This is a genomic window from Methanomicrobium mobile BP (assembly GCF_000711215.1).
In the GTDB taxonomy this organism is placed as follows: domain Archaea; phylum Halobacteriota; class Methanomicrobia; order Methanomicrobiales; family Methanomicrobiaceae; genus Methanomicrobium; species Methanomicrobium mobile.
Genome location: NZ_JOMF01000011.1, coordinates 1 through 19204, shown reverse-complemented (window position 1 = coordinate 19204; position 19204 = coordinate 1). Strand labels below are relative to the sequence as shown.

Below are 19204 nucleotides of genomic sequence, written 5' to 3'. Positions count from 1 at the left end.
AGTGCGGAGATTACAGCCAAGGTGGCGGAGTGGCTACGCGGTCGCCTGCAGAGCGACTATTACTCCAGTTCAAATCTGGACCTTGGCTTTGCGTTTTTTGAAATTGATTCTGATTTGTATGACATTTTAGAAGACATATTGCGGTCGATAAATTTTATCACTGAATATTACATAGTCTTTAGAATGTATGGTGAGCACAGCTATCCGCTTCATATCGATGAAGCCGGAGTTTTAATTGACGTAATCGAGAAGGACGGTGCTTTTTTTTACAAACGCAAATCTGCGACGGGCACTACTTTTGAGTGCTATTTGTCCGATGGCAACGGAAAAATACGTATCTGCCCCGTTGAACCCGTAAATCTTCCCAAGTACATCACCGACTATCTTGAGATTGATTTCGAGAAGGTCATGGTTGCCCCGAATTCGGAGCATACCATCTATCTGAAGTTCCCGCTTGAGATTGGCGTATTCTATGATTCCGGTAATCATATTGCACTTCTCGGAATATTTTCCAATATCCCGCAGAAGTATACTCTCTACGGAGACCCTTCGACAGGCATAATTGCCCGCTATCATCGTAGTGATGTCTATCATACAATACCCGATGTCGACAAGACACGTGAGGGTATTGTTAAATTGACCATAATTAACAGTGAACCCGATATTGCGGTCGTATCCAAGGTTGTCCTGGATTGTTATGCAATGAAGATCTACTATAATGATACAACGGCGGCAATGACGGCTGAAATGAAGATTCAACCAAAGAGAACTGCCACGACCGAATGCGTCGACGTACCGATGATCGAAGGCATGACGCGTTCAACCGAGATTTATGCGGCATTCACATCCATACCCGTAATACACAAGTCTTTCTTCATGGAGAGTGGTTACAATGATTGATTATCTGATCTCGGTGTTTTACGAACCCATAACCGATAACGGAGTGTCACTTTACAATATCACGGTATTTCTGATTATCATTATATTGGGATATCTCATAGGCACCATTATCTCGAAACTTGTGAAGAGAAAACTTCCCGATAAGATGTCGCTGAACGATAAGCAGTCGATAGGAAAGGTAATTACTTTATTTGTCTTCTTCATCGCGTTCGTATCCGCGCTTCCCAACTTAAACATAGATCTCTCGGGTATATTCGTAGTCGGCGGTCTGTTTGCCCTGGTTTTCGGTATTGCCTGTCAGAGTGTATTCTCAAATGCGGTATCGGGAGTTATTCTCTTTATAGAGCGTCCGATTAAGATCGGCGACGATATAAAAATCGGCGGTTCCGAAGGAACGGTTGTCGATATTCAGGTCCTGTCGACGATAATCAAGACCTTCGACGGAATATATGTGCGCATTCCGAATCAGACAATGTTTACCGCCGACATCATGAACTATGTCGTAAACGTCGCGAGAAGATTCGAGTATGTCATAGGAATAAGATATTCCGACGATGCCGAGCTTGCCACAAGGGTGATTGCAAGGGTGGTTAACGAGCATCCTTTTGCTTTAAAGAATCCGGCACCTGCAATTTATGTCTCGGATCTTGCCGATAACAGCGTCAATATCACGGTAAAAATCTGGGCGCCGTCAACCGTCTGGCTCGGTGTAAAGAACGAGTTACTGTTCAAGATTCGAAAGGAACTCCTTGCCGAAGGAATAGACATCCCGTTCCCGCAGAGAACGCTCAGTTTTGCCGACGATGTCAGGGATAAAGTGGTTATTCTTAACCCGTCCGATGTTTCGGTATCCGAGAAGGCATCCGACTGAACTGAAAATCAGATAGACCAATTCATTTTTTTTAATTTTCGCGCTCTTTTTCATACCATAATCCCGGCTGATTTCACTTTCGCGATGCACGGCTTAATGATATTATATGCGTGCGCCAATCCTGTATTATGAAAAACGTTGATATGAGTGTCAATGGAAATACATTGACCATAAAGGTGGATCTCTCAAAAGACTTCGGAGAGACAAAATCGGGGAAATCAATATCTATTGCATCTACGGACGGCAACGTATCAATCCCAGGGAACGATGACATTAAAATAGGTCTGAACGTTTACAGGAAGAAGTAATTGAAATCCTAAGTCACTGAGATCTGCAAGGGCTGAAGAAGAATTGATAATTGAAATAGGCATTACTGAGATTGCGGGCTTAGTCGCCATATTTGGCGTTCTGATAGGTATATTGGGATATTGCATTCACCTGTCAAATAAGATAGAGCGCATATGTTCCGATATCTCTCATATACAGAATGACCTCAAACAGCATGAACATATGACTACTTCCAACCGTTTATTACGATTGGAATATGCTCAATTCGGCGCTCAGGGAATTAATCTCAATGTATCGGATCTGTCAGTATCATTATTATGTGAGAATACAGACAAGATATTATCAGAAAAGAAGGAGGGATAACAGTGCCGCAAACAATTCCGCTGTCGGTTCCGGAAGTTGAACGTATGAGACAGTTACTGTACAAAGTAAAAATAATGGGTGAAACACTGACAGGCAGTGAAGAAGAGGAACTCAGGCAGTTGATAAGTCGCGATGAACCTGAGGAAGCCAAAAATTCAGATATTGCAGGATTAATTTCGGTGGGAATGTTTCTCTTCTCAATCTATATCTCAATCCTGAAGGTTGAATCAAACACTCTCGGCGGTATCAGTGTTGCTAAAACCGCATAAAAATTTTTTGAAACAACTTACTGATTTATAAGCTAAAAGAAAATAGGGCTTTGAACTTCAGTTCCAGAAAGCCTCAAGAGGGAATTGAACCCTCGACCTGCTGATTACAAATCAGCCGCTATGCCGCTAAGCCACTGAGGCGCGTAACTAATGTTATACCTTATGTTTAAAATAACTATTGATTTATCAATCGGATGACGGCAGTAAAAGCAGGCGCGGAAGCGAACAACTTAGACAGAATTATTCTGTTATGCGATAAAATAATGTAAGCAATTATTATGGCGCATCTGACTGTCGACATTGGCGGAAGTCCCGGGGTAGACTGCCGCGGATTCTGTCAATACTGCTACTTCAAAAAGCTGAAGAAGGAGGAAAATCCCGAACCGTTCGGCTGTAAATACTGCCTGCCGTTCGTAAAGGGATGCGAGTACTGCACAGACGGCGTGCGCGAGAAATACGGCGGCTTTAAGCCGCTGAGGGAGGTTGCCGACGATATCCTTGCAAATCTTCAGATGATGGACGGCGATCTCGAAAAGATAACCATCAGCGGCGGCGGCGACCCCTCCTGTTACCCCGAATTCAAAGACCTCATGGAGATACTCTCCAGCATGGACGTCCCGATTCATATCGGATACACCAGCGGAAAAGGTTTTGATTCCGTGGAAATTGCCGATTTCATGATCGAAAACGGGCTCTCCGAGATATCCTTCACGGTCTTTGCGAGCGATCCAGCACTTCGCGCCGAATATATGAAAGATCCTACGCCCGAGGTCTCTCTCGAAGTCTTCAAAAGGTTATGCGGTAAGATAGACGTCTATGCCGCCGCCGTCGTATTGCCGGGTGTCAACGACGGCGAAGTCCTTGAAGAGACATGCCGCTGGCTCGACGAATGCGGTGCGAAGGGGCTGATTCTGATGCGGTTTGCAAACCGCACCGATCAGGGACTGATACTCGGAAACGCCCCGATAATCGAGAATCAGCGCCTGCACACCGTCCGCGAATTTGCGGAGATGGTTGCCGAGCTTAATTCGCGATACAAACTGAAGATAAACGGAACGCCGCTCGGAGACCCGGATATCGGTTCGCCTTTCGCAATAATGGGTGAACCCGACCTGCTGGCAAAACTTCCGCGTGTCGAGGCATATGCCACCATAATTACGGGAAGCATCGCGGCAAGACCGATTCAGAAGATACTTGACGCATGCGGCAACCGCTCATGGGTTTACGGGACAAACAAGGAGATTGCCTGCCTTATCACAATCGACGATCTGAAGGAGGTTGACCTTTCAAAGATAGGAACCACGGTCATAATCCCGGGACGCGCCTTTGTCCATGAGAAAGAGGCGACCGAGGTCCTGAGTGCCGACGGTATCTCGAGAACGGTCATACGCGGTCCCGATATGCTCACCGCCGATGCCGAGACCAGCATGGGCATGGATAAAAACGGCGTTCTCCAGATGGAGATGGACGGATTTGCCGAGCTTATCCGCATAATCAATATGAACGGCGAAAAATACGCGGATTAATGAGCCGATTAATACTCCGATTAACGCACCGATTAAATCATGAAGACCCCTTTCCACATAATGATAATCCCGACACTCGGTTGTCCCGCCAATTGCAGTTACTGCTGGAGTTCGGAGGAGACATCTCCGATAATGACGGTCGATACCGTAAAGAAGACTGCCGAGTGGATACAATCACTTAATCTTGAGGGTTATCAGGCAACGGTCACATTTCACGGCGGCGAACCGCTCCTTGCGGGTGCGGATTTCTACAGGCAGTCCCTTCCGATTCTTGCCGACGGACTTAAAAATCTCAATCCCGTTTTTGCAATACAGACAAATCTCTGGAGGATGACTCCCGAGATCGCACGGATTCTTGCCGAATATAAAATACCCGTAGGCTCAAGCCTTGACGGTCCGAAAGACATTACCGACATCCAGAGGGGCAACGGATACTATGAAAAGACCCTTGCCGGCTGCAAAATAGCGCAGGATGCCGGTCTTGACGTACGTTTCATATGCACTTTCACAAAAATGTCCTTCGAGAGAAAGGAAGAGATCTTCAATTTCTTTATGGAGAACGGCATGCCGCTGAAGCTTCATCCGGCACTTCCGTCAATTCGCAGCAGCGAACCCGAGAAATATGCGTTGCCGCCGGAGAAATACGGCGAACTTCTGGTATATCTTCTGGATAAAGCCGTCCTTCACATCGACAGGGTTGAGATCTTAAACATCAACGATCTCTGCCGATGTGTCTTTACAAGGCACGGAAATGTCTGCACCTATGCCGACTGCATGGGCACCACGTTTGCGACAGGTCCCGACGGCAGTATCTATCCCTGCTACCGTTTTGCAGGTATGGAGGATTACGTCATGGGCAATGTTGCCGACTGCCCGTCATGGGATGACTTAAAGGAGTCGCGGGCGTGGAAACTCATGTTCGGGTTCAAAGATTTCGTCGACGCTCATTGCGCAGACTGCCGCCATATCTCATACTGCCGCGGCGACTGTCCGTATAATGCGATTGCACCCACGGGCGGCGTTGTCCGCGATGTCGATCCGCACTGTCCCGCATATAAGAGAATCTTCGACGAGATCTCGGACAGGCTCGACTCCGAGATGTACGGGGATGATTCTTTTGACGGCGGAAGTTCGCGCAGACGCCGCAGAAAGAGTGCGGGTGTAAGCGACCTTATCAGAAAGATAATCTCTCAAAATTAAAAAAATAAAAAAAGTTATTTTCAAAGATTGGTTCGGATCAGTTCAGAACTTTCTGAATCTCTTCCTTCAGTATATTCGAGATGACCTTGCCGTCGACCTTGCCGCGCATCTCCTGCATGACAACGCCCATCAAAGGTCCGAGTGCTCTCATGCCCTGTGCTTTGACGAAATCGGAGCGCTCGGTGACTATTTTTGCAATCACGCCCGAGAGTTCCTCGGTCGAGACGGACGGCGAGATCTCTTCCATAGCTTTTCTCACGTCAGCGCCGCCCGCGACCGCCTTAAGAATATCGGGAACAGCCTCCTTGGCAGCCTCGCCTTTCTCAACCGCGGTCAGGAGTTGAAGAATCGCATCATCGGATATCTTTGCGACATCGGCGCCGTCGCGCTTGATCTCGCGCAGGGTTGCATAAATCGTCCTTGCGGCAAGTGCGGGCTTGATGCCGTTTTTAACCGCCTTCTCGAAGAGACCGCAACGGACAGAGAATGCGATATTGTTTGCAAGAGCAGGGTCAAGACCGAGTTCTTTTACAAAGCGCTCCTCCTTTGCCGTGAGAAGTTCGGGTATGACCAGATTATCCCAGTATTCGGTCGGCAGATTGACGGGCAGAACATCGGTCTCAGGATACATCCTCGCGGCACCCGGAAGCGGGCGCATATATGCGGTCGAACCGCCCTCGAGCATCTTCCTTGTCTCTTCGAGAACACCTTCGAACGAGAGCTCGGAACGCTTAATTATCTGACCTATGGCACACTGCGCCTTCTTCTTCGTATCGGCGACGAGAATGACACAGTCTTCCGGCATCGCGCCCGTGAACCCGCGAAGCTTTGCGACCTCATCCGCGGTAACCCCGTATGCGGGAAGTTCATCCGTGTGGAAGAGACCGCCGACGCCGCATTTCTTTGCATAATCGGAGATCTCGCTGCCGAGTCTGCGTCCGGGCTGAATCTCTCTACCTACAAGACCGTTGAAACCCTGCAGACGTATCGCAAGAATGCACTTCGCACGCTTGAGAATCGACGATTCCGTATCCCTGAAGAGTTCGGTGACATCATAAACTTCTTTAAGGACTTTCGCGCCGCGCTTTATCAGTTCGTCGCGGATTGCGATAAGATTCTGCTGGCGGAGAATTTCGCGTCTGACAACCTCGTCGATGAGTGCCAAGTCCTGAACGCCCTTAATCTCGACTCTGGCGCCGCCTTTGATTGAGATATTGACATCCTGACGGATGGTTCCCAGACCGCGTTTGACACGTCCCGTGGAACGAAGGAGCATACCTATGTATTTTGCCGCCTCCTTCACTTCCTGCGGGGTCTTCAGATCGGGTGCGGTCGTAATCTCGACAAGGGGTATGCCAAGTCTGTCAAGCGAGAAGATATCGCCCTCGACACGCTGAGCGGCATCTTCCTCAAGACAGAGCGAATCGATACCCGCGCCACCCTCTATGCAGGGAATTCTTCCGTTAAGTGCGACAAGCGAGGTTCTCTGGAAACCGCTGGTGTTTGATCCGTCAATGACAAGTTTCCTCATCACATGAACCTGCTGAACAGGTGTCATGCCCATCATCTTGGCGATAATCAGAGAGAGCTCGAAAGCCTCGGGATTCATAGGCGCGGGCGGCTCCTCATCGTTCTCGACAAGACAGGTCGAATCGAATTCGTAGTATGTGTAGATGCGGTTCTGCTTCTTCATCTCCTCTTCTGCCGCCCTGTCAATCTCGCCCATCTCGCTCTCGGTCGCGCGAAGGTAGCGTTTAATCTCGCCGGTCTTCTCGCTTACGTCCCGAAGCCGTGTCGGGCAGTGACAGAAGAGTTTCTCCTTCGTATCCAGCTGCTGGTGAATCTCGATACCCGCCATCAGACCGATCTTCTCGTAGTCCTGTTCGGGAACGCGGATATTCTTTGGATCCGCTTTCTTTGTGCCGTTTGCGGTTGCATCTTTTGCGTTCTGCTCAGACATTTTTCAGACACCTCCCCGTCTCGCCGCGAAGATCGGTCTTCATGAGTTCTTTAATCTTCTCGGGGTCTTTCTCATTACCCAAAACCCACATGAGTTTTACGAAAGCAACCTCAGGAAGCAGGTCCTCTCCCTCGATAATGCCGGCATCGAGGAGGTCGCGTCCGGTATCGTAAACCCTGTCGCAGACGCGCCCGTTAAGGCACTGCGATGTCATGACGACCGTTGTTCCCGTCTCAATAAGATGCCGTATCGCATCAATGCAGAGTGACGAGGTATGCCCGAGACCCGTTCCCGCGATAATCAGACCCTTATATCCGTTAAATGCGCTGATTATCTCGGGTCTCATTCCCGGGTAGAAGTAGACAAGACCGACATTCTCTTCCATGGAATCGAAGAGCTCGACCTCATTGGTGCCGCGCCTTACCGCATCGCCTTCGAGTTTTACATCCAGCGACGGATAATCGACCTTTCCGAGCGGCTTTATGTTCATGCTGCGGAAGGCATCGCGCCTTGACGTATGCATCTTTCTTACGCGCGTACCGCGGTGAATGGAGCAGTAATCGTCATCCGTGGTTCCGTGCATGACAACCGCAACCTCACCGAGATCAGAGAGTGCCGCCGCAGCACTGCACATGCCGTTCATGACATTGTCGCTGGACGGGCGGTCAGCCGAACGCTGCGAGCCGACAAATATGATTGGAACCGGCGTCTTAACCATGAAACTTATCGCCGCCGCCGAGTATGCGAGCGTATCGGTTCCGTGTGTTACGATAATGCCTTTGGTGCCTGCTTTAATCTCGTCGTAGATTGTTCTCGCAAGTGTCTTCCAGATATCCACGGTCATGTTCTCCGAAAGTATTGTTGCGGGGACATGTGCGCTGAACTGCGCGATGTTCTTGAGGTCGGGTATGGCTCTGAGTATATCGTCCGCCTCGAACTGACTTGTGACTGCTCCCGTCCTGTAGTCAATCTTTGATGCTATGGTTCCGCCGGTTGAGATGATGGAGAGTTTCGGAAGCGATTCGTTCTGCTCTATCTTCTTAGGCGCGGGTGCGGCATTGGCAGCCTCGTCCGTCGGAGTAAGCGCGGAATATTCGACGCCTATATTGTATCCGCTCGGCAGTTTCACAACGGCTTTTCCGTCTCTTTCCGTGATATACGAGCCTTTGTATTCGCATCCAGCATATCTGCAGATTACCTTGCATCCTGCGGAATATCCGTGGGATCCGCCGGATCCACAGGAATTGCCGGATGGTTTTGCACTGTTTCCGTCGGCATTCGTTTTTGCATTTATTGTATTGTCTGTACCGGTCATTATTTCTTAATCATCTCCTCGGCTTCTTTAATCATCTTTTCAATTGCGCTCTGTGCTCTTGCGCGATAGGCATCCGTCCATTCGAGATCCTCTTTAAGATCTGCCTTTCTGCGCTCAATACACTTTTGCACGCTCTCAGGCGCGGGACCGCCTGTCGCCTTCCGCTCCCGCACGGAGAATTCGGCATCGAGAGCCTTTTTCAAGGTTTTGGCATCAAGACCCTTCTTCTTCAGGGATATTCCAGCCATCTCGGATGCGGCTTCTTCAAGGGTATCTATATCCAGTTTTCCGAGTCTTACGGCGCGACCTACGATGCCGTGCGCCGTCCTGAAAGGCAGACCGTAGTTTCTGACCATGACATCGGCAAGTTCCGTCGCCGTCGAAAAACCTTTTCCGGCTTCTTCAGCAAGTTTTGCTTTTTTAAATTCCGCGGTTCGGATCATGCCCGACATAATCTTTATCGAACTCTTCGCATCGCTTACGGCGCGCCAGAGATGATTCCATAAGTCCTGCATATCGCGGTTATAACTCATGGGCAGTCCTTTTACGAGCGCTACCGAGGCTGCAAGGGCACCCGCGGCGGAAGCGGTCTTTCCGCGCATAATCTCGGCGCAGTCGGGGTTCTTCTTCTGCGGCATTATGGAACTTGTCGAGCAGTAGGCATCGTGCAGATTGACAAATCCGGCGAAGGTCGAGCTCCAGACAACCATCTCCTCGCAGAGGCGGCTCAGCGTTGTCATGAGTATCGTGCATGCCGCTATCGTCTCGATGCCGAAATCGCGTCCCGAGACACAGTCCATTGAGTTCTCAAGGACCTCGGGGAAACCCAGAAGTTCCGCAGTATACTCCCTGTCAATCGGATATCCGGTTGATGCGAATGCCGCCGCTCCGAGCGGGCATCTGTCAACCCTCAGGAGTGCATCGCCGAAGCGTTCAAAGTCGCGGCCCAAAGCCTGTTCGTAGTTCATGAAGTAATGTGCCAGTGTCGTCGGCTGGGCATACTGCATATGGGTGAATCCCGGCATGAGCGAGTTGAGATTCTCCGAGGCAAGTTCCGTGAGCACACCCCTGAACTCCGCAATCTCCGAGAGTATATCCAGAATATCGTATCTCAGTCTGAGACGGACGCAGGTTGCGACCTCGTCATTCCTGCTTCGTCCGATATGCAGCCTGCCGCCGTTTTCGGCACCTATGCGGTCTATGATATAACTTTCTATGCCTGCATGAACATCCTCGTATTTCGGATCGAAAACAGATTCGGAAAGACCGTTTTTGTGAAGGTCAAGGAGTACTTCCATTATTTTCTTTGCCGAGCCGCGGTCCACAATCTTCTGCCGCGATGTCATGAGCAGATGACCGATGTCGACCAGCACATCGGAGTCGCCGATATACCTGTCAGCCTCAGCCGATGAGAGATATCCCCAGATCTCTTTCGGGCGTTCATCACCGAGGCGTCCGCCTCTTAAGATATCTTTTTTCGCGGAGGATTTTCCGGCAGTTGTCCCCTTTACTTTTTTAGTTTCCGCTTTGGTTGCCGTTCTTTTTACTGTTTTCTTTGCCGTATTGTTCACGGTTTTATCTGCCGCCTGACTTTTCGCTTTATTTTTTGCCGCACCCGTTGTTTTATTTGCGGGTTTTGCGGATTTATCGGCAGTTTTGGCAGTATTATTTACTTTTTTATTGCTCTTGCCGTCATCTTTTTTATTTGTCTTTGCGCTCATGCAGAGGAATACTCCTGTACTTATTGCTTAATTATTGTCGTGTATTGATATTTAATGCGGCGATTAATCTTTGGACTAAACTCTTTAGGGGAGATTTTTTGCGAGAGTTTGCGTGCGGTTTTATTGTTGCACCGTGCGCAATTCGTTGAGTCTGCTTTTATTTATATGAATGTACAATATATTGTAAGAATATTGCAAGAGTATATTGCAAGAGATTTGTCAGATATGTCCATCTATTCTTCGTCAACAAAGATAATCCGCTATCTATTCAGTCCTTTCAAAAAGATGCTTGCTCTGTATTTAATAGGAGTATTGCTCTTAAGTTTTCTCGAGATATTCCGTGTATCTCTGGTCTACCCAATAGTAAATTACGGTCTTAATGTGGAGAGCCAGACCAAGTTTCTCGATGATTTCTTTGACTTTATATTGGGACTCATTGACATTCCTTACAGTCCTTTTCCCGTATCCTGTTTGCTGTTACTGATAACATCCTGCGTTATTGTCGTTGTTTACGGGCTTGTCGCTTACGGAGGGGCATATCTTTATTCGACGATTCGCGACAATATCGACAGAAGAGTCTTTGCCCGCATAAATTCCAGACCCTACAGTTATTTTGCCTCAAAAAAACAGGGCGATCTCCTCTATATCGGACAGGGAGCGGTTGTGGAGACCGGTGGTGCAGTGATGCAGATAGTCGAGGCTTTCAAAAATCTCTTCATGGCACTTCTCTATCTGATATTTCTCTTTATGATCTCGGTTCAGCTTACGTTTGCGGTCATAATCCTCGGAGCCGTATATGCCTTTGTCGTAAAAAAACATCTTTTCTCAAGAGTATACAGTAACAGCAGTCTGCTGAGAGATTCTTTGCTACAGAAATCCGTGGTCTATCAGGAGTTTATCTCTGGTATAAAGACAATATTCATAACAGGCTCGGTTGCGGCATGGAAGCGGAAATACGACTCGGCTGTGGATGTGCTTTTCAAGGCATATCTGAATGTAACGGCACTCAATAAAATTCCTTCAATGGCAAATGACTTCATAATGTTCTCGATAATTGCCTGCGGCGGCGTCCTGCTTTATCTGATTACTGGCGGCGATTTCCTGCCGTATATAGGTACCTTCGGAGTATTCATGCTCGGACTATATCGTATGGTTCCCACTCTTACTCAGGCGCAGAGTAATGTTACGGCCATTATCCAGTATCTTCCGTCCATGGAACTGGTCTATCAGACCCTTACCGAAGAGGACAGTCCTGCAGATGTCTCAGAAAAAGCCGCCGTTAAGAAGTTCTCGTTCAATGACAGGATTGAATTCTCGGATGTGTCGTTCAGATATAACGATTCCTTGGATAATACAATCAGTTCTCTCTCATTTGCCGTTAAAAAGAATACGCGTGTGGCAATTGTCGGAAGTTCGGGTTCGGGAAAGACAACAACCGCAAATCTGCTTGCCCTGCTTTATAAGCCGACATCGGGCACAATCTCGGTTGACGGAACCGATCTTCAAGAGATCGATCCCGCGGATTATCTGAGAGCGCTGGGATATATCGGTCAGGAGACCTTTGTCTACCATGATACAATAAAGGAGAATATCAAATTCGGTCTTGACGTCAGCGACGAAGAAGTAATCAGAGCTGCAAAACTTGCCGATGCCGACGGGTTCATAACGGAAACGCCCAACGGCTATGACACAATCATAGGCGATCAGGGAATCAAGCTATCCGGAGGTCAGAGGCAGAGGGTTGCGATTGCAAGAATCATTCTCAGAAAACCCCAGATTCTTCTTCTCGACGAGGCTACAAGTTCGCTTGACAATATCTCGGAGAAGAAGATTATGGAGTCCATAGAGAAGCTCTCTTCGAATATGACCGTGATTACCATTGCGCATAGGCTTTCCACGATTCGGAACGCGGATGTAATCTATGTGATGAAGCACGGCGAGATTGCCGAATCCGGAAGTCACGACGAACTCATGGCGAAGAAAGGGGTATACTACGGTCTTTATCTCAGTCAGGGCGCGGCGTCCGAATCATCCTGATGAAGATGCCTGTGCACACCCTGCACCTTACAGCATAACTAGCTCCCGGCACATACCAAAACCTTAGAGAGAGGACACATTTTGATCGGGCAGTCACTTTGATCAAAATGCCGCTGTACATGGCTGTCATAATTTTACCTTTAAATCAAAATATAAAATAAATTTTGTCCATATTGGCCAATTTTGTAAAAATAGTCGGAAAACACATATATTGTTTATTGACAATACTCTATTGTTCCGAGAGGATGAAATTATGAAGAGATCATTATGCATGATTATGGTTCTGCTGGTTGCCCTGGCATTCGCGTTTGCGGCGGGATGCACAAACGGCGGCAACGGCAATACGGGTAAGGAATTAAAACAGCTCAACTTCGGTTATCAGCCGAGTACCCATCAGGTATCCTATATGATTGCGATGGACAAAGGCTGGTGGGGGGAAGCGCTTGAAAAACACGGATACACGGCTGTAAAATCCCAGAACGAGTACCAGTTTGCGACCGGCGCTCCCGAGATTCAGTCAATGCTTGCCGGCGAGATCGACGTGGCATATGTAGGTTCGGCACCCGTACTTTCGGGTATTGCCAACGGACTTGACGCAAAGATTGTTGCGGCAGTACAGACACAGGGATCGGGACTTGTCGTCGGAAAGAATGTGGAATACAACGGTCCGGAATCACTCAAAGGAAAGATCATCGCGACCTTCCCCGAAGGAACTATTCAGGACACGCTCATACGCAAATGGCTGAAAGCAAACAATATCGATCCCGATAAAGATGTGGATATCCGCGGCATGGGCTCCGGAGATGCAATTACGGCACTCACGGCAGGATCGGTAGATGCAATCTTTGTTCCGGCACCATCCCCCACGATTGCCGTTGAGGACGGAGTAGGTAAAATTGTCGCCTGGTCGGGCGAGATGGAAGAGAACCACGGATGCTGTGTTCTTATCGTCAGCGGCAAACTCATCAGAGAGAATCCCGAGCTTGTAACCGATATCGTGAAGACTCATATCCGTGCATCCGATTACAGTACGGCACACCTTGATGAGGCTGCCGAAGTATTCGCAGGTTACACGAAGAATACAAAAGACGTTATAGAAAAATCATTCAATAACTGGGACGGAAAGTGGGTTTCCGATCCGAGAGTCATTGAGGATAGTGTAATGAACTATGTGAAAGAACAGGTCAAACTCGGATACCTGAAGGAAGATCTCCCTGTAGACAAGATATTTGACTTCACCTTCTACGAAGCGGCGACCGCAAAAGCATAAAGCGGATTTGAAAACCATACAGACACAACACCAAACAAAACCGACCGAAAATACAAAACGGATCCGCTGCGGGTAAAAACCCCGCCGCAAGGATCTCTTTTTTGTCTGATTCAGACTAATGTTATAAGGAAATTATTTTGTCACAGGTACAGACAGATGGCATCCAAGAAAAAGAGAGATATCAGATCAATACTTCTTCCCGTATCCGCAGTGCTTATGTTTATAGTAATCTGGCAGATTGCGGGCATGTTTGTCGGCAATGCGTTCATAATGCCGAGTTTTACCGATACACTTTCGGCATTCATCAATATGGTTACCGGAGACGGGACCATTGCAATGGATCTGTATTACAGTCTTATGCACTTTGCAATGGGTATGACTGCGGCACTAATTGTCGGCATATGTGTGGGCGCGGCAATGGGCTGGTTTTATGATTTCAACAGGTTCATCAATCCTGTTATAGAACTGTTCAGACCGATTCCGCCGCTTGCGTGGATTCCTTTTGCAATTATCTGGTTCGGTCTCTCGAACTTTGCGGCAGGATTCATCATATTCATCGGCGCCGTCTTCCCGATTCTCGTAAATACCTATACGGGATTCAGAAACGTTCCGAAGGTCTTTCTGGAGGCCGGAAAGGTTCTCGGATGCAACACCAATATTGCGCTTATCAGAAGAATTGCATTCCCGTCCGCATATCCGTCCATAATCTCCGGTATCCGCGTTGCGATGGGTGTTGGCTGGATGTGTCTGGTCGGTGCCGAGATATTCGGCGCGGGCAGCGGTAAGTACGGTCTGGGCAAGAATCTATGGACATACTATAATCTTCACCAGATGCCCAATGTCGTCGTATATATGATTATTCTCGGATTAATCGGTCTGTTAATCGATATTTTATTCAGACATTATGTGAACACCCAGATGCTTAAGTGGCAGGATGATGCCTTATGAGTTATCTTTCAATCAAAAATATATCCAAGAAATTCAATGGAGGTGAGGCCGACGAGGTTGTTGCGCTCGACGGCATCAATCTCGATATCGCCGACAACGAGTTCATCTGTCTTGTAGGTCCGTCGGGATGCGGAAAGACAACCCTGCTTCGGATTATCGCCGGTCTTGAGACAGCCACTTCGGGCACGGTCGTGCTGACCGATCATGAGATTACGGATCCCGACCCCGAACGCGGTATGGTATTTCAGGAGTACTCGTTGTTTCCGTGGATGACGGTCTCGGAGAATGTTGCCTTCGGTCTCGAGATGAAGGGCATTGATAAAGAGACGCGGAATGCAAAGGCACTGGAATACATAGATCTTGTGGGTCTGAAGCAGTTTAAGAACTCGTATCCGCATGAACTTTCGGGCGGCATGAGGCAGAGAGTGGCAATTGCGCGTGCGCTTGCAACCGACCCGGCGGTTCTTCTGATGGATGAGCCCTTCGGAGCTCTCGATGCAAGGACAAGGAATACCATGCAGCGCGAACTTCTGGCCATCTGCGAGAGGACGAAAAAGACCGTGCTCTTTGTCACGCACAGCGTCGACGAGGCGGTCTTCCTCTCCGACAGGGTTGTGATCATGTCGGCCCGGCCCGGAAAGATACAGGAGATCGTTGAGATTAATCTGCCGCGTCCGAGAGACAGGACGGCACCCGATTTCGGAGACCTGAGAAGGCATATCCTGAATATGATGGGTGAGCAGACCTCATAAGTGGGTGACGCGTGCAGACGTGAGACTCATGAGAGCGTTTTGAATGGGTAGTTTTATTAGGATTTATCACCATTCTATATAGCACATTTAGTTATCAAGGAGTTTATCCAAAATGGTTCGAAAACCGGCGAAAATGTATCGGGCAGTCGCGAAGAAGGCATATACCAGACGTGAATATATGGGTGGTGTGCCGGGTTCGAAGGTTGTCCAGTTTAATATGGGAAACCCTAAGCAGCAGTTCCCCGTTGAGATCACAATTCTGGCTGATGAAGCCTGCCAGATTCAGAACAAAGCTCTTGAAGCGGCACGTATGTCCGTAAACCGTAAACTTCTGAAGGATGTCGGAAGGATGAACTACCACTTCAGATTACGCACATACCCGCACCACGTTCTCCGTGAGAACAAGCAGGCAACGGGTGCCGGTGCAGACCGTGTATCCGAGGGTATGAGAATGGCATTCGGTAAGGCTGTCGGAACTGCGGCACGTGTTACCAGACGCCAGAAGATCTTCTCAATCTATACAACCGAGCAGTACCTCGAGAAGTCGAAGGAAGCTCTTAAAGCGGCAGGATACAAGCTTCCGACTCCGACACGTATTGTTGTTACAGTAAATAACCTTGAGAACTGAAAAATCCAATATTTTTCTTTTAATTTTATTTTCGTATTCTGAGTGTCTTATTCTTTAATCTTCGATTTTGTAATTTTGACTCTGTAATTTCGATTTCGAATTTTTCTTCAGTAGTCTTCGATATCCAATTTTGATTATCTAATATTTGATTTTGCATTTTGATTCCGTAATCTTTCTTTTGATTTTCATGATAGTTTTTTTCTGATATCGGCTACTATATGATAATCAATTATGTCGATTACACCGGGGATGGATGCCAGTATGACCGAACTGATACGAAGACGCGTTGCCGATGCGGCATTCGAGGCTATAAGGCTTGCGGAACTTGAACTGCCGGGCGATTACCTTGCGGCACTGAAGAATGCCCGAAGTCTCGAGAGCAGGGATGTTGCGCAGCGCGAGTATGAGAATATCTTTGAAAATCTCTCAGATGCCAAACGTCTCTCGGTTTCGATATGTCAGGATACGGGGATGCACATCTTTTACGTTACCGTTCCCGAAGGTTTTCCGATGACCCGCGCAATCAGTGACGGCATTCGCGACGGCGTCATTCGCGCCACGAAAGAGATCCCGCTCAGACCGAATGCGGTCGATCCGCTGACACGCAAAAATTCGGGGGACAATGTCGGAGTCGGTGCGCCCGCTGTCCATATCAGTATCGGCGATAAGTTCACGGTAACGGCGATGCCCAAAGGCGGAGGCAGCGAGAATATGTCGCGTATGTATATGCTTCTGCCGTCGCAGACCGGCGACATAAAGAAGATTGTCACTCAGACCGTGCTGGAGGCCGGCGGAAGACCCTGTCCCCCTCTTGTCCTCGGTATCGGCATAGGCGGCACGTTCGACAGTGCGCCGGCGCTTGCAAAAGAGGCCCTTCTTCTGCCGCTGGACAACATGGATGAGTTCGAGCGGGAGATCTGCGACAGCGTCAACAGACTCGGCATAGGTCCGATGGGTCTGGGCGGGGATACCACTTGCATTGCCGTGAAGGTAAAGAAGGCACACTGTCATACCGCCTCGCTTCCGCTTGCCGTCAATATACAGTGCTGGGTTAACCGCCATGCCACGGTTGAGGTGGATACGGAGGGGATGTTTCCATGACAGAAAAGAACGGCGGCACCGGCGGCGCCTGCGGAGCGGGTGATGCCGCGGGTATTGAACTTAAAACGCCGCTGGGCAGCGAAGTTCTCTCCTTACGTGCCGGTCAGAGAGTATTTCTTACGGGTACTATCTATACTGCGCGTGACGAGGCACATCTCGAGATGAAGAAATGCGGCATCCCTTTCAATCCGAAAGGTGCGGTCGTATACCACTGCGGTCCGGTTATCGATACGGAGAAGAACACGATTGTCGCGGCAGGTCCGACAACGTCGGCACGGATGAACTCACTTTGCGGTTTTCTCATCGACGAAGGCGTATGTGCATTCATAGGCAAGGGCGGCATGAGCCGCGATGTTCTTGAGAAACTTCGCGGCAGGGGAGTCTATCTGGCATACACGGGAGGCTGTGCGGCGCTTGCGGCATCGCGTATGAAACTCAAAGGCGTGTCGTATCCGCATCTCGGAATGGCGGAGGCGGTCTGGGAGATAGAATGCGACAGACTTCCGCTTACGGTCGCGATGGACTCCGCCGGCGGCAACATCTATGAAGAGGTCGCGGGTTCCGCAAGTAAGAGTTTCTCCGCGATGTTTCCGTGAGAAATTAATACCAATTTTTTTGCAAATGCAGTAGCTTTATAGTGTGCATATATATTTATTGGCATTGTTAGCTTTTTTACAAACTGTTCGGGCAGTTTATTATGATCTGACGGCGATAGTTCTATTATGCCCCTTAAAGTCAGCAAAAATGTCTTGAGGATTGTTGCGGTAATGTTCGTTTTATGTTTCGTTGCCTGTTTTGCCATAATAAACATGTACGGTTTTTCGATACCGACTTTCGAGCGATATTCCGAGCAGGTTTACTCGGTACCGTGGGTTAATGTATATCAGGATATACATTATAATGATTGCAGAAATCCATACGGGAATCCTGTAATTGAATACCATGCGGATACTGACAGCTGGTCTTTAATGAATCCCGAATTGTTTTATTCAAAGGGTAACATTTCAGTTGTTGACAATGAATTTATAATTGATTATACAGTCCGGAACAATGCGGGCGTTGACTGTAAATATATCGATGTTATGGTCAATTTTAAAAGATATCTTATTGACCGGACAACAGGACGTCCGTTAATAAACAATGATACAGGGAAATATTGCGAAGAGGTATATATGTCAAAAAATGTCAGATTGTATAATGTCTCCGAGAATGAAGTAAAAAATGTACCTATTCACGTAGAACTTTTCAGAACGGATTTGGATGAAGTCTATTACTGCAAGATAGAATTATCTGAACCTAATTATTTTATCACGCCTGATGATCTGAGGCATGAATACAATAATTCTGCCGTTTCTTATCCATCAGACAAAAATTATTCGTATACCGATTATATGTATATTTATGTAAAATCAAGCAATGCAACGTATGAACCACTACCCAGATGCTATGATGAAACGCCAACTGCTCCGTTGGTTCCTGGCGTAATATAATTTTTTCACATTTTTAATTTGTATATTATTTTATCGACATAGTTAGCTTTTTTACAAACTATTCGGGCAGTTTATTATGATCTTACGAATATAGTTCTATTATGCCCGGTAAGGTCAGTAAAAATGTCTTGCGGATTGTTGCGGTCATGTTTGTTCTGTGCTTTGCCGCATGTTTTGCCATAATAAACATATACGGTTTTTCGCAACCTTCTTTTGAGCGTTATTCCTGGCAGGTTTATTCGTTACCGTGGGTTACTGTAAGTCAGTATATACATTATGATGATTGCAGAAATCCATACGGGAATCCTGTAATTGAATACCATGCGGATACTGACAGCTGGTCGTTAATGAATCCCGAATTGTTTTATTCAAAGGGTAACATTTCAGTTGTTGACAATTCGTTTATGATTGAATATGAAGTAAGGAACAATGCCGGCGTTGACTGTAAATATATCGATGTTATGGTCAATTTAACAAGAGTTCTTATTGATCGGACAACCGGACGTCCGTTAAGAAACAATGATACGGGGATATATTGCGAAGAGGTATATATGTCAAAAAATGT

At 47.8% G+C, this 19204-nt stretch carries 18 protein-coding genes and 2 tRNA genes; 16 read left to right on the top strand and 4 right to left on the bottom strand.

From position 1 onward, the window contains the following. Positions 1-15: 15 nt before the first annotated feature. The 5 genes from T502_RS08385 (at position 16) to T502_RS08365 (ending at position 2691) form a co-directional block, all read left to right on the top strand. Positions 16-88, top strand: a tRNA-Cys gene (locus T502_RS08385). Between the two features lie 95 nt (positions 89-183). Further along, complete coding sequence (locus T502_RS09240) at positions 184-900, top strand: DUF432 domain-containing protein (protein WP_042706771.1); 717 nt, start codon at positions 184-186, stop codon at positions 898-900. After that, positions 893-1771, top strand: coding sequence for a mechanosensitive ion channel family protein (locus tag T502_RS08375; protein WP_052359273.1), 879 nt, complete (start codon positions 893-895; stop codon positions 1769-1771). The genes T502_RS09240 and T502_RS08375 overlap by 8 nt, the downstream gene beginning before the upstream one ends. A 128-nt stretch (positions 1772-1899) precedes the next feature. Continuing rightward, complete coding sequence (locus T502_RS08370) at positions 1900-2079, top strand: hypothetical protein (RefSeq protein WP_042706770.1); 180 nt, start codon at positions 1900-1902, stop codon at positions 2077-2079. Positions 2080-2466: 387 nt separating this feature from the next. After that, positions 2467-2691 (top strand): hypothetical protein, encoded by a 225-nt coding sequence (locus T502_RS08365; RefSeq protein WP_042706769.1) that lies wholly within the window; start codon positions 2467-2469, stop codon positions 2689-2691. A 69-nt stretch (positions 2692-2760) separates the two neighbouring features. Here T502_RS08365 and T502_RS08360 read toward each other — a convergent pair. Beyond that, a tRNA-Thr gene (locus tag T502_RS08360) sits at positions 2761-2832 on the bottom strand. A 137-nt stretch (positions 2833-2969) separates the two neighbouring features. Between T502_RS08360 and mmp10 the strand changes: the two genes are divergently transcribed. Both mmp10 and T502_RS08350 read left to right on the top strand, forming a co-directional pair. Further along, positions 2970-4217 (top strand): methyl coenzyme M reductase-arginine methyltransferase Mmp10, encoded by a 1248-nt coding sequence (gene mmp10, locus T502_RS08355; RefSeq protein WP_042706768.1) that lies wholly within the window; start codon positions 2970-2972, stop codon positions 4215-4217. Between the two features lie 39 nt (positions 4218-4256). Beyond that, positions 4257-5417, top strand: a complete 1161-nt coding sequence (locus T502_RS08350; RefSeq protein WP_042706767.1) for a TIGR04083 family peptide-modifying radical SAM enzyme — start codon at positions 4257-4259, stop codon at positions 5415-5417. Positions 5418-5454: 37 nt separating this feature from the next. Here T502_RS08350 and gatE read toward each other — a convergent pair whose 3' ends face one another. The 3 genes from gatE to argH are packed head-to-tail and all read right to left on the bottom strand — an operon-like array spanning position 5455 to position 10413. Beyond that, complete coding sequence (gatE, locus tag T502_RS08345; protein ID WP_084173176.1) at positions 5455-7377, bottom strand: Glu-tRNA(Gln) amidotransferase subunit GatE; 1923 nt, start codon at positions 7375-7377, stop codon at positions 5455-5457. Further along, the gene (gatD, locus tag T502_RS08340; RefSeq protein WP_084173174.1) at positions 7370-8692 is read right to left on the bottom strand and encodes a Glu-tRNA(Gln) amidotransferase subunit GatD; all 1323 of its coding nucleotides are present in this window, start codon (positions 8690-8692) and stop codon (positions 7370-7372) included. The genes gatE and gatD overlap by 8 nt, the downstream gene beginning before the upstream one ends. Next, positions 8692-10413, bottom strand: a complete 1722-nt coding sequence (gene argH, locus T502_RS08335; protein ID WP_084173172.1) for an argininosuccinate lyase — start codon at positions 10411-10413, stop codon at positions 8692-8694. The genes gatD and argH overlap by 1 nt, the downstream gene beginning before the upstream one ends. A gap of 225 nt (positions 10414-10638) precedes the next feature. On the opposite strand from argH, the gene T502_RS08330 reads away from it, so the two are divergent. The 9 genes from T502_RS08330 to T502_RS09065 all read left to right on the top strand — a co-directional run. Further along, on the top strand, positions 10639-12450 hold the full coding sequence (locus tag T502_RS08330) for an ABC transporter ATP-binding protein (protein ID WP_042706766.1): 1812 nt from the start codon (positions 10639-10641) through the stop codon (positions 12448-12450). Between the two features lie 253 nt (positions 12451-12703). Beyond that, positions 12704-13720 (top strand): ABC transporter substrate-binding protein, encoded by a 1017-nt coding sequence (locus tag T502_RS08325; RefSeq protein ID WP_042706765.1) that lies wholly within the window; start codon positions 12704-12706, stop codon positions 13718-13720. A 156-nt stretch (positions 13721-13876) separates the two neighbouring features. Next, on the top strand, positions 13877-14668 hold the full coding sequence (locus T502_RS08320; RefSeq protein ID WP_042706763.1) for an ABC transporter permease: 792 nt from the start codon (positions 13877-13879) through the stop codon (positions 14666-14668). Further along, positions 14665-15420, top strand: coding sequence for an ABC transporter ATP-binding protein (locus tag T502_RS08315; protein ID WP_042706762.1), 756 nt, complete (start codon positions 14665-14667; stop codon positions 15418-15420). Before T502_RS08320 ends, T502_RS08315 begins: the two co-directional genes overlap by 4 nt. A gap of 112 nt (positions 15421-15532) precedes the next feature. Continuing rightward, positions 15533-16048, top strand: a complete 516-nt coding sequence (locus T502_RS08310; protein WP_042706761.1) for a 50S ribosomal protein L16 — start codon at positions 15533-15535, stop codon at positions 16046-16048. Between the two features lie 249 nt (positions 16049-16297). Further along, positions 16298-17149 carry a fumarate hydratase gene (locus tag T502_RS08305; RefSeq protein ID WP_042706773.1) on the top strand — a complete coding sequence of 284 codons (852 nt, stop codon included), beginning with the start codon at positions 16298-16300 and terminating at the stop codon, positions 17147-17149. Further along, positions 17146-17745 carry a FumA C-terminus/TtdB family hydratase beta subunit gene (locus T502_RS08300; RefSeq protein ID WP_052359272.1) on the top strand — a complete coding sequence of 200 codons (600 nt, stop codon included), beginning with the start codon at positions 17146-17148 and terminating at the stop codon, positions 17743-17745. Before T502_RS08305 ends, T502_RS08300 begins: the two co-directional genes overlap by 4 nt. 126 nt (positions 17746-17871) lie before the next feature. Further along, positions 17872-18639 carry a hypothetical protein gene (locus T502_RS08295; RefSeq protein WP_042706760.1) on the top strand — a complete coding sequence of 256 codons (768 nt, stop codon included), beginning with the start codon at positions 17872-17874 and terminating at the stop codon, positions 18637-18639. A 146-nt stretch (positions 18640-18785) separates the two neighbouring features. After that, positions 18786-19204: hypothetical protein (locus T502_RS09065; RefSeq protein WP_211248157.1), on the top strand; the 419-nt coding region annotated here is incomplete at its 3' end.

Bases quoted from the DNA above. Each gene is read 5' to 3' on its own strand.
- T502_RS09240 (WP_042706771.1), top strand. From the start codon at position 184: ATGTATGGTGAGCACAGCTATCCGCTTCATATCGATGAAGCCGGAGTT.
- T502_RS08375 (WP_052359273.1), top strand. From the start codon at position 893: ATGATTGATTATCTGATCTCGGTGTTTTACGAACCCATAACCGATAAC.
- T502_RS08370 (WP_042706770.1), top strand. From the start codon at position 1,900: ATGAAAAACGTTGATATGAGTGTCAATGGAAATACATTGACCATAAAG.
- T502_RS08365 (WP_042706769.1), top strand. From the start codon at position 2,467: ATGAGACAGTTACTGTACAAAGTAAAAATAATGGGTGAAACACTGACA.
- mmp10 (WP_042706768.1), top strand. From the start codon at position 2,970: ATGGCGCATCTGACTGTCGACATTGGCGGAAGTCCCGGGGTAGACTGC.
- T502_RS08350 (WP_042706767.1), top strand. From the start codon at position 4,257: ATGAAGACCCCTTTCCACATAATGATAATCCCGACACTCGGTTGTCCC.
- gatE (WP_084173176.1), bottom strand. From the start codon at position 7,377: ATGTCTGAGCAGAACGCAAAAGATGCAACCGCAAACGGCACAAAGAAA.
- gatD (WP_084173174.1), bottom strand. From the start codon at position 8,692: ATGACCGGTACAGACAATACAATAAATGCAAAAACGAATGCCGACGGA.
- argH (WP_084173172.1), bottom strand. From the start codon at position 10,413: ATGAGCGCAAAGACAAATAAAAAAGATGACGGCAAGAGCAATAAAAAA.
- T502_RS08330 (WP_042706766.1), top strand. From the start codon at position 10,639: ATGTCCATCTATTCTTCGTCAACAAAGATAATCCGCTATCTATTCAGT.
- T502_RS08325 (WP_042706765.1), top strand. From the start codon at position 12,704: ATGAAGAGATCATTATGCATGATTATGGTTCTGCTGGTTGCCCTGGCA.
- T502_RS08320 (WP_042706763.1), top strand. From the start codon at position 13,877: ATGGCATCCAAGAAAAAGAGAGATATCAGATCAATACTTCTTCCCGTA.
- T502_RS08315 (WP_042706762.1), top strand. From the start codon at position 14,665: ATGAGTTATCTTTCAATCAAAAATATATCCAAGAAATTCAATGGAGGT.
- T502_RS08310 (WP_042706761.1), top strand. From the start codon at position 15,533: ATGGTTCGAAAACCGGCGAAAATGTATCGGGCAGTCGCGAAGAAGGCA.
- T502_RS08305 (WP_042706773.1), top strand. From the start codon at position 16,298: ATGGATGCCAGTATGACCGAACTGATACGAAGACGCGTTGCCGATGCG.
- T502_RS08300 (WP_052359272.1), top strand. From the start codon at position 17,146: ATGACAGAAAAGAACGGCGGCACCGGCGGCGCCTGCGGAGCGGGTGAT.
- T502_RS08295 (WP_042706760.1), top strand. From the start codon at position 17,872: ATGCCCCTTAAAGTCAGCAAAAATGTCTTGAGGATTGTTGCGGTAATG.